Below are 12,790 nucleotides of genomic sequence, written 5' to 3'. Positions count from 1 at the left end.
TGTCAATATTGTAGCATGTAGTTCTTTTCTTCGCAATAATTATTAAAATAGTATATAATAATTGAGCATAAGTATAACACTATTAGATTTGAGGCGGTGAGTCCAATCGAACTCAATAAACGTCAGGAAAACATTTTACAAATTGTGAAAGAAAACGGCCCAATCACAGGCGAACATATTGCAGAACATCTCAATCTGACAAGAGCAACTTTAAGACCAGATTTAGCAATACTCACAATGGCGGGCTTTTTAGATGCTAGACCTCGTGTTGGCTATTTCTATTCAGGTAAAAAAGCATCCGTTACATTGACGGATAGTATTAACAATTTAAAGGTGAAAGATTTTCATTCAGGACCAGTTGTTGTACCGGAAACAATGACTGTTTATGATGCGATTTGCTTCATGTTTTCAGAGGATGTTGGAACACTCTTTGTCGTAGATAAAAATGAATTTTTGACAGGGGTACTTTCTCGTAAAGATTTACTACGTACAAGTATTGGTACGCAGGATTTAAACAAAATTCCTGTACATATAATTATGACACGTATGCCAAATATTTCGTACTGTGAGAGATCAGATTCTTTAGTTGTTGCTGCGAATAAACTAATTGAACGGGAAGTTGATTCGCTACCAGTAGTAGAGCCACAAGAAGGTGGTTTGAAAATCGTTGGTCGTCTTACAAAAACGACGATTACACGAGCTTTCTTATCACTTGTACAGAATGTCTAAATATTTGAAGGAGAGCAGCATGAAAAGACTACGGGTTTTTGTTGTATCTGATTCAGTCGGTGAAACTGGTGATCAAGTAGCGAAAGCGGTTATTAGCCAGTTTCGACCTAGTTTGGAAAACACGGTTATTCGCCGTTTTCCTCATATACAATCAGAGGAGCTCATTCGGAAAATTGTATGCCTTGCAGCGAAACAGAATGCATTTATTGTGTATACGCTTGTTCGCCAGGAGATGCGATCGTTATTACATGAACTGTGTGAGCAAGAAAATGTCTATGCTGTCGACATCTTAGGGCCTGCTTTAAAAACAATGACAACATTTGTGGAAGAATTCCCATTAGAAGCACCAGGAATTGTGCACCAGCTAGATGATGATTATTTTAAAAAAATAGAGGCTATTGAATTTGCGGTAAAATATGATGATGGTAGAGATCCACGTGGTCTATTACAGGCTGATATTGTGTTAGTCGGTGTTTCACGTACCTCTAAAACACCGTTATCACAATATTTAGCACATAAACGCTATAAGGTGGCGAACGTACCTTTAGTACCAGAAGTGGAGCCACCAGAAGAACTATTACAAATAGATCCGAAAAAATGTATTGGTTTAATTATTTCTCCTGATAAATTAAACTCAATTAGAAAAGAGCGATTAATGTCTCTTGGATTGAATGATGATGCTATCTATGCGCAGCATAATCGAATATTAGAAGAAATCCAGCATTTTGAAAAAATTGTCGCTAAAATCGGTTGTAAGGTTATTGATGTGACAAACAAAGCTGTTGAAGAAACAGCGAACGTCATTATTGAGCATATCTCGAACTGTAAATAAGAAACGAATGATGATAAACCACCTCATTTAAGAGGCGGTTTTTTTGAGTCGGTTTTGAAAATAGTATAGATAAAAACTAATTTTTGTTTTATAATAATAAAATTGTGGTAAAAATATTTATTAAGAGAAAAATCCTATTTTTTTGTCGAGAAATAAAGGATTTTTAAATCGGATAGCGAATTGTGTTTTAGAACGTAATTAAAGATGGTGATGAATGTGGCAGGGAAGATTCCTGAAGAAGTGATTGAACAGATTCGCTCACAATCGGAGATTGTTGATGTCATAAGCGAATACATGCAGCTTACAAAGCGTGGGCGCAATTGGTTTGGGCTCTGTCCATTTCATGGAGAACAAACGCCATCTTTTTCTGTGTCATCAGACAAACAAATTTTTCATTGCTTTGGTTGTGGTGCAGGCGGTAATGCTATTACTTTTGTTATGGATATAGAAGGTATTTCTTTTCCTGACGCTGTCGTGAAACTTGGTGAACGTGTTGGCATACAGTTAGATATTGGGCCAAGTTTACCTGAAGTAACGAAAAAGGTATCTAAAGCGGAAGAAAGGATGAAAGAAGCTCACGCTTTTGCAGCAGATTTTTTTCATCATTTACTGTTAAATACTGAAGATGGTGAAGAACCTTTAAATTATTTGCTAGAAAGAGGATTTACAAGGGAACTTATAGAATCTAATAGCATTGGATGGTCTCTTCCAAGCTTTGATGCATTAACGATATTGCTTGAAAGAAAAGGTTATAACTTACAAGAAATCGCGGAAAGTGGTTTAGTAATCAAGCGTGAAGGGGAAGAACGCTATTTTGATCGTTTTAGAGGGCGTATTATGTTTCCCATTCGTGATGAGAACGGTAAGATTATAGCGTTCTCAGGACGAATCCTTGCATCAACTGGTGAAGAGGCAAAATATTTAAATAGTCCAGAATCACCAATTTTTCAAAAGAGTGAAGTGCTATATAACCTAGATAAAGCACGAACCTCGATTAGAAAAAATCGTCAAGTAGTATTGATGGAAGGATTTATGGATGTTTTAGCAGCAACTTCTGTGGGTGTAACGAATGCTGTAGCAACAATGGGCACTTCGCTTACGAATCAGCATATCACAAAGCTAAAGCGCTTAGTAGAGCAGATTACGATTTGCTATGACGGTGATAATGCTGGGTTTGATGCGGCGAAAAGAGCGGCACAGTTACTTCAAACGGAACGTATGAAAGTCAATATTGCGGTGTTACCAGATAAGCTAGATCCCGATGAATACATTCAAAGTTTAGGTGGACAAGCATTTAAAGAACAAATTTTGGAAAACCCTCATGCGTATATTGCTTTTATGATGATGCATGCTAGACGAAATAAGAACTTTCAGTTTGAAAATGATACGCTTCAATATATTCAAGAAGTTCTTGAGCAACTGGTAGGTAGATCATCACCAGTTGAACGAGATTTGTATATAAGACAGCTATCGAATGAAACAAACATCTCGGAAGAAGCGATTTATGCTCAATTCCGAAAGCTAGAGGCAAGTCAGGTTCGTTCTGCAAAAGTAGAAATGCCTGTTCAAACGCCTTCGATGCCGGTCACTCAGCAACATAAGCCTATGGACGCAGCTGAACGTGCCGAACGTTTATTACTGGCTCATATGCTTCATAATATAGATGTAGTGGACAGGGTATTACGTAGTGAGCAAAAAGATCCATTTGTACGAGATGCCTATATGGCAGTTTTTGTTCGCTTAGTAGGATTTTATGAGGAATATGGTCATCCTGATTATCAGCGTTTTGTTGAGATATTAGATGACTCTGAATTACGCAAGATTGTAATGGAAGCGGCTTTAGCGGAACGAGATCCCGACCAAGCAGATGCAGAGGTCGCAGACTCAATTCGTCAGCTGCAAAAATATAGAATTGAGCAAGAAATTCAACAAAAGATGCATGAGTCAAAGGAAGCGGAGAAGATGCATGAGTATGCACGTGCACTTGAAATCGCCCAACAGATTATTCATTTAAGAAAATCGTTATCGGCGATTTAACCCGATTCGGTTGTTTAGAAGGAGGAAGGTTTATGGCGGACAAGTCAGAACGTTCAAAAGAGGTAGAAGTAGAAATTACATTAGATGAAGCAAAAAAAATACTACAAGAAAAAGCAAAAACAGAAGGTGAAATTTCTATGAAAGAAATTTCAGAGAAACTAGCGCCTTATGAATTGGAGAACGAAGAGATTTTCCACTTTGCTGAGGACCTTGAAAAGGCTAAAGACATTCAAATCATTGGGAAAGAAGAGTTTGAAGAAGAAAGCTTAATGAAAGAAGAAGCAAACGAAGAGACTTTCGATTTAAATGATTTGAGTGTACCACCAGGTGTTAAAATAAATGACCCTGTACGTATGTATTTAAAAGAAATTGGTCGAGTTGATTTACTTTCTGCCGAGCAAGAAATTGCATTAGCTGAGCGTATTGAGCAAGGTGACGAAGAAGCACGTAAACGCCTAGCTGAAGCGAACTTACGTCTTGTTGTATCGATTGCAAAGCGATATGTTGGCCGTGGAATGCTATTCCTTGATTTAATTCAAGAGGGGAATATGGGGCTTATCAAGGCTGTTGAGAAATTTGACTACCGTAAAGGTTTTAAATTCTCCACTTATGCAACATGGTGGATTCGCCAAGCGATTACACGTGCAATTGCGGACCAAGCACGTACAATTCGTATTCCAGTGCATATGGTAGAAACAATTAATAAATTAATTCGTGTACAACGCCAATTATTACAAGACTTAGGTCGTGAGCCTTCACCAGAAGAAATTGGCGAAGAAATGGATTTAACACCTGAAAAAGTACGTGAAATTTTAAAAATTGCACAAGAACCAGTATCTCTTGAAACACCAATTGGAGAAGAAGATGATTCACATTTAGGAGACTTTATTGAGGATTCTGAAGCTCAATCTCCATCTGACCATGCAGCTTATGAATTGTTAAAAGAGCAATTAGAGGATGTGTTAGATACATTAACTGACCGTGAAGAAAATGTCCTTCGCTTACGTTTCGGTTTAGATGATGGTCGCACACGTACATTAGAAGAGGTAGGGAAAGTATTTGGTGTAACGCGTGAACGTATTCGCCAAATTGAAGCTAAGGCTCTTAGAAAGCTACGTCACCCTTCTCGCAGCAAACGTTTAAAAGACTTCTTAGAATAAAGATAAAAAGTTGGGCTATCTAATTAGTAATGACTAATTGGATAGCCCTTTTTTAGGCTACTATTATATTTGCATGAAATAGGAGAATACCTGTGAATGTGAAGTAAATAGCCGCGCAAAATTTTCATTATTTTTCCCTAGAACATACTAAACATAATAGATATTTTTTCGATAAATGTTATAGCGAGTAATTAGAATGAAACAGTCTTATTATTTTTGCTACTTTATACAGATGTGTTATTAAAGGTATTAAGATAAAATTGTAATAATAACCATTATTAAGCAATGTTTGGAGTATACACTATGACAAATCCTCGAAAAAAAATAATCTTGAATGAGATTTTGTTTTGGAAGCAGAATAAGCTATTACCAGAACATTACTGTGATTTTTTAGCGGCTCTATATGCAGAGGGGACAGATGTAGAGGAGTTAGAACCAGTACATCATAAACAGGCTATATTGCCTTCAGAAAAGAGAAGGCTACTATTTATTATTGCAGGTATATGTATTGCCATGATTACACTGTTGTCTATTTATTTTACAATAGCATCCTTAATGATAATTTTAACGGTTGTTGTTGGAATAGCTGCTGTGATATTATTTCTGACAGCATTTAGAATGGCACGTAAAAATGATTTATTAGCCCCTGTTTTCCATTTGTTGGGTGCTGTTTTATTGTTTAGTATGTCTATTCGAATTTACACTACATATTTTAATGGGAATAATATTGCTTTGTTTTGCTTGATTGCAGCAAACTGCGGGGTTTGGCTTTGGTCAGGTTTAAAAATGAAGCTACTTTATTTCACGGTCTCAGGTGCCCTAGGTTTACTGGCACTGATTAGCTATTATACCATAAACTTATTATAGGAACTCATTTTGTAAAATAGTTTCGCTAACAATGACAAGAATCTGTTTGCTTTCAAATAGCTAACAGATTCTTTTTTTTATCAAAATGTGATCTCGAAATTTATCCCATGTAAATTGCTGAAGACTAAAAACAATGCGAAAGCGAAGCGTCAGCAACAAAGCGCCCAGCCGGAACGGAAATCAACCATACGTTATGGTGATGAGCCATGATAATAGGACTTATTGCTATGGCTTATTCTATTAGCAAATATCAATAAGTTATTTTGATTTTCTTGGTATATGATGCGTAAAGAGAGGAAAGATAACAACATGTAAGGAAGTCGTTAAAAAGATAATAGATAGTCCAAATATTGGGGATTTCAAGACATATTTTATCCAATAGTTACAGAAATGTCGAATTTGTTACAAACAAAGGAAAACTTAGCGAATGGTCTTTTCGTTTCATGGTTAATGAAGTACAATGTTAGATGTTGACTGATTCTATATTATCATAGAAGTAGATTTACAATGAGGAGGGAAAACATATGAAAAACAATCCAGTCGTTCCTTACATCTTAATTCTTGCATTTGGTATTGGTCTTATTTTCTTCATGTCTTTAACAGGTGCAGAGAACAAAAAAGAAATTGCTGCTGAGAAAGAAGGCGGTGGCGAAAAGACAGAAGCTACTGATGATGGCGCAGCTTTAGTACAATCTTGTATTGGCTGTCACGCTGCTGACTTAACTGGTGGTATGGGTCCAAATCTACACGGCAAAGATGAAGCTCGTATCGTAGATGTTTTAACAAACGGAATCCCAGGATCACCAATGACGCCTGGCATGAAAAACGAAGCGGAAGCAAAAGCAATCGCTGAGTACATTTCAACTCTAAAATAGTCTAAAAAAGTAGCTGTACTGAAAACGTTTAATCGTCATCGGTACAGCTACAATTTATTTTTCTTCATTCAGTAAATGGAAAATGGAGTTGCTCAAAATTTTTGAGTCAACTCCATTTGTTTTTTTTCACGACATCATACATACTAAGAGTGGACACTATTTAAGACAGGCGGTAAAAAAAATGAATGCAAAAAATTTATCAAAGCGATTAGAAACAGTAGCAAAATATGTACCCTCTGGTGCGGTTGTAGCTGATATTGGCAGCGACCATGCATATTTGCCATGCTACTTAATTCATAAAGGTATTGCTTCTTATGCAATAGCAGGGGAAGTTGTGAAAGGTCCATTTGAATCAGCAGTTGGACAAGTACAAAAGGAAGGCTTAACAGAAAAAATTACAGTACGACTTGCGAATGGTTTAGCGGCCGTTGAAGAAGCCGACCATGTAGATACAGTTACTATTGCTGGGATGGGTGGACCTCTAATTGTCTCCATTTTGGAGAAGCATCCTGAAAAATTGCAAGGGGTAACAAGGCTTATTTTGCAACCAAATATTCATGCTAAAGTGATTCGCGAATGGGCATTAGCAAATAATTGGGCAATTCAGGACGAAGAGATTTTAGAGGAAGACGAAAAAATTTATGAAATTCTCGTTTTGCAAAGAAGCACAATGACGTTAACGGAACCGGAAATTTTATTTGGGCCGAAATTAATGCAACGAAAATCACCATCATTTATAAAAAAATGGTCACGTGAAAAAGAAAATTGGCAGCGTGTATTAAAGTCCATTGAAGGGGCAGATCAAACACCTGAAATTGAAGAAAAACGTGCAGAGTTAGAAGCTCTACTCAATTTAGTGGAAGGGGTTCTATGAGATGAAAACAGTTAACGGTCAGGAAATTATACAATTGTTCGAATCATGGTCGCCTAAAAAACTAGCATGTATGGAAAATGACCCAATTGGTCTTGCAATCGGTACATTAAATAAATCTGTAAATAAAGTATTAGTCACATTAGATGTTAATGAAGCAGTAGCTGAGGAAGCTATTGCTCAAGGATGTGAGCTAATAATAGCGCATCATCCACCGATTTTTAGGCGACTTTCGAATATTCGTACTGACAATCCAGCTGGGCGTTTATATGAAAAGCTTATAAAAAATGATATTGCTGTTTATGCTGCACATACGAATTTAGATATAGCTGAAGGCGGTGTTAACGATTTACTAGCGGATGCTCTACAGCTTGAAAACCGTTCTATTTTAGAAGAAACATATGCGGAAAATATGTTGAAGCTAGCAGTTTTTATACCGACTACAAATGCCGATGATTTACGTGAGGCATTAGCAAAGGCAGGAGCAGGTCGCATTGGAGATTATGAAGCGTGTAGCTATACTACATTGGGAGAGGGACGTTTCCGTGCACTAGAAGGTGCAAATCCACATGTGGGTTCTATTGGTGAATTACATGTTGAAGAAGAAGTGAAGGTAGAAGTTGTATTTCCGGAATCTATAAAAAATCGTGTATTAAAGGCAATGTTAAACGCACATCCATATGAAGAACCTGCTTATGATATCATTCGCTTAGACCAGCAAACGAATGTAATGGGCTTAGGACGCGTTGGTTATTTACCACAAGAAATGACTCTTCATGAATTTACGCAATTCGTCAAACAGCAGCTAGACGTACCCGCTGTCCGCGTTGTTGGTAATTTACAATCGAAGGTGAAAAAAGTTGCGCTTGTCGGTGGTGACGGCAATAAATATATTTATTCTGCAAAACGTGCTGGGGCAGATGTATTTTTAACAGGAGATATGTATTTCCATACTGCACAGGACGCTCAAGCAATTGGTCTACAAATCGTAGATCCAGGACATCATGTGGAGAAAGTGATGATTGCAGGAGTAGCTAAAAAGATGGCAAGAATGTGTGGGGATAAAAAGTACTCTGTTGAATTTGTCCAATCTACTATTCATACAGAACCGTTTTTATTCGTGTAAGAGAGGGGAATATCTATGGCGAATGAAAAACCTGTCGGCAATAAGGCCGGCAAGTTATGGATGATGATTGGTTTGCTGATTGCTGTGTTTGGGGTAGGTATGACATTGATGACGAATACGATGAATGCCAAAAAAATTGATACTATGACAGAGCAATGCGAAAAAGATGGTGGAGAAGCCATCGTCTCAAAGGAAAAAAGTTTTCTATCAACAAACTATTCATTTAAATGTAACCAGTAATAATAAAAAGGCTGAATTATAGTATGTAATATAATTCAGCTTTTTTATGTAGAAAAAAACGCTTAAGGAAATCTTTGTGAATGTTGTGCTCTAAAAATGAGGGTGATTTCCGTTCCAGGCTACTCGCTTTGCCGCTGACGCTTCGCTTTCGCGCAGAGCAGAGCTTCCTGTGGGCGAGCGTCGAGCCGCTTCCTCCGCTGCGCTCCGTGCAGGGTCTCGCCTGTCTCGCTTTCCCACGGGAGTCGAGTAGCCTTCCACTCCAATCGGCAATAGCGTATAACTTTTATAAATTTTATTCATTTCAAAAGTGAACACTATTACTATTCACCATAATCAAACAGAAAAGACTTATAACAGTGACGCAATTGTAAACCTATTATTGCTAACGCTTAGATTTCGCACAAAGATGCCGTCGCTGTTTCGTTGTATCATTATTGTAGTGGAGGCTGGGCGACTCCTTGGGGATATCAGCGTCACAGATGAGACCCTGGAGCGAGCTTCGCGAGTGAAGCGGCTCATCGGACGCCCTCAGGAAAGCGCCCAGCCGGAACGGAAATCAACCCCTCGTTTTACCGAAGAGCCAAACATAATTTATTGTGAAACTTTAATATAATTGACATAATACGGAATATGAAGACTGAATTATAGTATTTAATATAATTCAGTCTTTTTGTGTATGCATGAATTAATTTTAGAGTATTATGATAGATGAGTATAAATGGCAATGAGAGGAGAGTTATGAATTGTTTATTCGATTAACAAAAGAACAACAAGAAACAATAATAGCTGATATTCAACGATTTTTCTACAATAATCGTGATGAGGATATTACAGAATTTGAAGCAGAAAGAGTATTAGACTTTATAAAGGAAAATATTGCTCCACATATTTATAATGCGGCTATCTCGGATGCAAAATATGTTGTAGAAAGACAATATGCATCGATTGAGGATGAACTTGCAGCATTAGAAAGACCATTAAAATAAAATAATTTAATCCGAATTAAATAACTGGAAATTTTTATAAATATATGATATTTTTATCTTGAATTAAAGATAATTTAATTCGAAGTAAAAAACAATGGTTTCATTAGCCATCAATGTATTGAATAAAGAAATGGATTCCTGTACAACATGGCTAAGAGAACCGTTTTTAGTTTTAAATGAATTATTCGGTCACAATTTGAGGGATGAATAAAGGAGGAACAACATGTTGAAAATAGGGGTAATTTTAGGGAGTACGCGTGAAGGTCGTTTAAGTCCACAAGTGGGCGAATGGGTAAAGGAAGTTGCTGGAAGACGTGGTGATGCGGAATATGAAATTATTGATATTGCGGATTATAAACTACCACTTCTAGGTGAGCCAGGTGGAGATGCTTCAGGAGCAGCTACATGGTCACAAAAAGTTGCTGCATGTGATGGTTTTGTATTTATCGTTGCAGAGTATAACCATTCCATTACTGGGGCATTAAAAAATGCATTAGACTACTTACGTGTGGAATGGAATAATAAAGCGGCAGGTATTGTTTCTTACGGTTCTGTTGGCGGTGCAAGAGCTGCTGAACATTTACGTGGAATTCTTGGTGAATTATTAGTTGCAGATGTTCGCGTCCATCCTGCTTTATCATTATTTACAGACTTCGAAAACGGCACAGTATTTAAACCAAAGGATGTGCAAGCAGATTCAGTAAATCAAATGCTAGATCAACTTATTCCTTGGTCAACGGCATTAAAAACAATTCGATAGGGGCTTAGGCAGTATGTACAGTAAAAAGTGCATATTGCTTTTTTTATGTATTTAGAGACCTATGTCTGAGTGAAGTAATGTCTCAAAACTTAGATAGATTGTGTTGATACTACCTTATGACTAAATTTTTATAAAAGGTCATTGTGGTGGGAATTTTCCAAAATTGGCGTTGCGACAAAAAGCTTCTGCGTTAATTCTTTATATAATAGGGGGGTATTTTTTAAGAGTATCTTAATTAATTTGAGAATAATGGAACTTTTATGCAGTCAATTCGTATCTATTAATGTATCAGAGTTTGATATTAGGAATTGGGGATAATCGCCAAGGAAGCATAGACAGTCGGAAATCGGATTTGTTTCGCAGGATAAAATTTTAGGAACAGAAAAGGCTTGTTGAGACTCCCACCCCTAAAGGGACAAGCTGACTAATGTCAGTGGGATTCCTGAGTAACTAGCGTTCGCAGTCCATTTCTGTTTTGAACAGTTCTCAAGATTGGGGTATCCCATTACCCCTCCCTATCCAGTGCATATAGCATATAGGGCTACACTACTGTTACCATAGCGTATAGTTGGTTTCGTCCGATGTGTTTTAGCGTCTTTTTCGTGACGACACATATTGTTTTACCGATAGCATGAATTAGGCTATCGAACCTTATACAATATCCAATTTTCAATGAACGAGCGTGTTTTATAGACTTTTACTAGTCTATAGATGAAGTATAACACCCTTTCAGACAATTAAGGTAGCAATAGTTACCTCTTGTCTGACCTCACTTTCATCCCATGTCTAAAGACGGGCTACACCCTGCAAGGCTTTCTCGTTCGGAAAATCTGTAATACACGCCAGTTAGAGTAGCCAGCTTTGATGTAAAACTTAAATAAAGGAAGGGAAAGTATATGAAAATGGTTACCGTCCATCATTATGATGCGTTTAGCACGATACCTAATATGGGGAACCCAGCAGGTGTCGTCGTAGAAGGAGATCAGTATAGTGAAATAGAAATGCAAGCTATTGCTAAGCAAGTAGGCTTTAACGAAACAGCCTTTACGCTAAAATCGGATAAAGCAGATTTACGTATACGTTATTTCACGCCAGGGCATGAGATGAATTTATGTGGACATGCAACAATGGCAACAATCTATGCACTGAAAACACAAGGTTTACTAGAAAATAAGTCAAAGCTAACTATTGAAACGAAAGCAGGAATTCTCCCAATTGAGATAAAAGAACAAAAAGGGAAAATTCATATCACTATGCAACATGCAGCACCTCAGTTTGAGGCATTTAACGGTTCAAAAACTAAGCTTGCACAATCTATTGGACTAACAGAAGAAGCAATACATCCTGAATTACCGATAGTCTATGGAAGTACAGGAATTTGGACATTACTAGTACCTATAAAAAATTTATCATACTTTGAAAAAATGACTCCGCAAACTGCAGATTTTCCGGATGTCCTTGAAGAAATGCCAAAAGCATCCGTGCATCCTTTTTGCTTAGAGGCATTTGATAAGTATGCAGATATGCACGCACGACATTTTTCATCACCTTATTCTGGAACAATTGAAGATATAACTACAGGTACTGCCTCTGGTGTTATGGGAGCATATTTTGCTAATTATATCGATCGAGAAGCTCAATTGCCAAAAACACTTACCGTTGAACAAGGTCAGGAACTTGGAAAGGATGGGCGAGTGCATGTACATGTCAAAAATGACGATGGTAAACTGAATATTTCGATTTCAGGGACTGCTGTACATGTGAAGGACCTAAAAGTGCATATATAAAAAGGGAGCCGCTTCTAACGGGTTCTGTTTTCGAGTACAAAACTTAAAAAAACACTATAAAAGGGGTATCAAATCGAATTGATTTGGATGTCCCTTTTTTATTGATATAAAGCGGTTTTTTAACAATTTTCATACGAATTGGTATATCAAATTGCATTAATAAAGCTACATTATAGAAAGTTCTATAACGATGCGAATACATAATCTTTTTTTCGCTCGAATTAGTTAACGTGATAATTTAAATGGCAAGGAACTATATTCAACTCCCATGAAAGAACTTAATCATCTTTCATTTTCCGTGGTGTAGCGCTGGTTTTTGCGCTACATGGATGGCTAACGGGGCAGGTTAGTTGAATATAAATTTATTTTACAAATAGATATAAGGGACCGTACGTTCGTGTTATAATTTATCTGATTATACTGACAAGCCCAGTGGTGATATGTCAACCATAAAAAACATCGGAATTGGAAATTCTTAAGCTACCAAGCATCTAAAAAACTGTTTTTAAGCGTACTCAAA

12 protein-coding genes are annotated in these 12,790 nt (G+C 37.2%); all 12 read left to right on the top strand.

Annotation, left to right across the window (positions count from 1 at the left end):
• Positions 1-96: 96 nt before the first annotated feature.
• The 12 genes from ccpN to ABH966_RS13930 all read left to right on the top strand — a co-directional run bounded on the left by ccpN (position 97) and on the right by ABH966_RS13930 (position 12,270).
• Entirely contained in the window at positions 97-729 is a 633-nt protein-coding gene (gene ccpN, locus ABH966_RS13985) for a transcriptional regulator CcpN (protein ID WP_370079393.1), read from the top strand.
• A 19-nt stretch (positions 730-748) separates the two neighbouring features.
• Entirely contained in the window at positions 749-1,561 is an 813-nt protein-coding gene (locus ABH966_RS13980) for a pyruvate, water dikinase regulatory protein (protein WP_370079391.1), read from the top strand.
• Positions 1,562-1,765: 204 nt separating this feature from the next.
• Positions 1,766-3,598 (top strand): DNA primase, encoded by a 1,833-nt coding sequence (dnaG, locus tag ABH966_RS13975; protein ID WP_370079389.1) that lies wholly within the window; start codon positions 1,766-1,768, stop codon positions 3,596-3,598.
• Positions 3,599-3,630: 32 nt separating this feature from the next.
• Positions 3,631-4,758, top strand: coding sequence for an RNA polymerase sigma factor RpoD (rpoD, locus tag ABH966_RS13970; protein WP_049663796.1), 1,128 nt, complete (start codon positions 3,631-3,633; stop codon positions 4,756-4,758).
• Positions 4,759-5,061: 303 nt separating this feature from the next.
• Positions 5,062-5,625 carry a hypothetical protein gene (locus ABH966_RS13965; RefSeq protein WP_370079387.1) on the top strand — a complete coding sequence of 188 codons (564 nt, stop codon included), beginning with the start codon at positions 5,062-5,064 and terminating at the stop codon, positions 5,623-5,625.
• Between the two features lie 524 nt (positions 5,626-6,149).
• Positions 6,150-6,500: a c-type cytochrome gene (locus ABH966_RS13960; protein WP_370079385.1), complete on the top strand. Its 351-nt coding sequence runs from the start codon at positions 6,150-6,152 to the stop codon at positions 6,498-6,500.
• Between the two features lie 181 nt (positions 6,501-6,681).
• Positions 6,682-7,374 carry a tRNA (adenine(22)-N(1))-methyltransferase gene (locus tag ABH966_RS13955; RefSeq protein ID WP_370079383.1) on the top strand — a complete coding sequence of 231 codons (693 nt, stop codon included), beginning with the start codon at positions 6,682-6,684 and terminating at the stop codon, positions 7,372-7,374.
• A 1-nt stretch (position 7,375) separates the two neighbouring features.
• On the top strand, positions 7,376-8,497 hold the full coding sequence (locus ABH966_RS13950) for a Nif3-like dinuclear metal center hexameric protein (protein ID WP_370079381.1): 1,122 nt from the start codon (positions 7,376-7,378) through the stop codon (positions 8,495-8,497).
• A 15-nt stretch (positions 8,498-8,512) separates the two neighbouring features.
• Positions 8,513-8,737, top strand: coding sequence for a hypothetical protein (locus tag ABH966_RS13945; protein WP_370079379.1), 225 nt, complete (start codon positions 8,513-8,515; stop codon positions 8,735-8,737).
• A 743-nt stretch (positions 8,738-9,480) separates the two neighbouring features.
• Positions 9,481-9,723: a DUF2164 domain-containing protein gene (locus tag ABH966_RS13940; protein WP_370079377.1), complete on the top strand. Its 243-nt coding sequence runs from the start codon at positions 9,481-9,483 to the stop codon at positions 9,721-9,723.
• A 223-nt stretch (positions 9,724-9,946) separates the two neighbouring features.
• Positions 9,947-10,483, top strand: coding sequence for an NADPH-dependent FMN reductase (locus tag ABH966_RS13935; RefSeq protein WP_370079376.1), 537 nt, complete (start codon positions 9,947-9,949; stop codon positions 10,481-10,483).
• Positions 10,484-11,379: 896 nt separating this feature from the next.
• Positions 11,380-12,270, top strand: coding sequence for a PhzF family phenazine biosynthesis isomerase (locus tag ABH966_RS13930; protein ID WP_370079375.1), 891 nt, complete (start codon positions 11,380-11,382; stop codon positions 12,268-12,270).
• Positions 12,271-12,790: the final 520 nt, after the last annotated feature.

Source organism: Lysinibacillus sp. RC46, from assembly GCF_041262385.1.
Lineage (GTDB): Bacteria > Bacillota > Bacilli > Bacillales_A > Planococcaceae > Lysinibacillus.
The sequence above is the reverse complement of the archived record's forward strand: the minus strand, read 5'-3'. Positions and strand labels throughout refer to the sequence as shown.